Source organism: Trujillonella humicola, from assembly GCF_046233715.1.
Lineage (GTDB): Bacteria > Actinomycetota > Actinomycetes > Mycobacteriales > Geodermatophilaceae > Trujillonella > Trujillonella humicola.
In genome coordinates this window covers 1-1,011 of the sequence record NZ_JBJNRJ010000137.1, presented here as the reverse complement: position 1 = coordinate 1,011, position 1,011 = coordinate 1, and the positions used below count along the sequence as shown (strand labels likewise).

Annotated in this window: 1 protein-coding gene; it reads left to right on the top strand. The window is 71.2% G+C overall.

The features are described from left to right. Window positions 1-117: 117 nt before the first annotated feature. On the top strand, window positions 118-1,011 hold an 894-nt coding region (locus ACK586_RS25435), incomplete at its 3' end, for an IS5 family transposase (protein ID WP_409333320.1).

The window sequence follows — 1,011 nt, the reverse complement described above, 5'->3', positions numbered from 1 at the left end:
CTAGGCCGTGTTTGAGAAGTCACCGGAAGGGTCCATCCGGCGTGTTGGTGCCGGGAAATAGGCGAGGCCTCCGGTAGAGGGATCAACGACCAAGAAGACCCTCACCACGGAGACCTCGTGGACCGCACCCTACCGGCCGGTGCCCGCCATGACTTGACCGACGAGCAGTGGCTGATCCTGGCCGCGCTGCTTCCGGGCAGGTCACGGATGGGCCGACGGCGCCGCTGGTCGTTGCGGCAGTTGATCAACGGCATCCGCTTCCGCACCCGCACCGGTTGTCCGTGGCGGGACGTGCCCGAGCGCTACGGCACCTGGCAGTGCGTGTACGGGCTGTTCCGCGCCTGGCAACTGGCCGGCCGCTGGAAGGCGATCGAGACCGCGCTGCAGGCGCTGGCCGACGAGGTCGGGCTGATCGACTGGACGGTGTCCGTGGACTCCACGGTCAACCGGGCCCATCAGCATGCCGCCGGCGCCCGCCGCCATCCCGATCAGCAGGCCCAGCCGCCGGTCGGTGAGCCGGCCGACCACGCGCTGGGCCGCTCCCGCGGCGGCCTAACGACCAAGGTGCACCTGGCCGTCGAGGCCGGCCGCAAGCCGCTGGCCACGGTGCTCACCCCCGGGCAGGCCGCCGACAGTCCGCAGTTCACCGTCGTGCTCGGCCGCATCCGCGTCCCGCGACCGGCCGGGCGAGGACGACCGAGGACCCGGCCCGACCGGGTGCTGGCCGACCGGGCCTACTCCAGCCGAGGAAACCGCGCCTACCTGCGCCGACGCGGCATCCCGGCGACCATCCCGAACAAGGTCGACCAACTGGCCCACCGCCGCGCGAAGGGCTCGGCCGGCGGCCGGCCACCAGCGTTCGACCCCGAGCGCTACAAGCAGCGGCACGCCGTGGAGTGCGGCATCAACCGGCACAAGCAGAACCGCGCCTTCGCCACCCGGTACGACAAGCTCGCCGTCCGCTACGACGCCACCGTCGAGATCACCAACATCAACATCTATCTCCGCGAC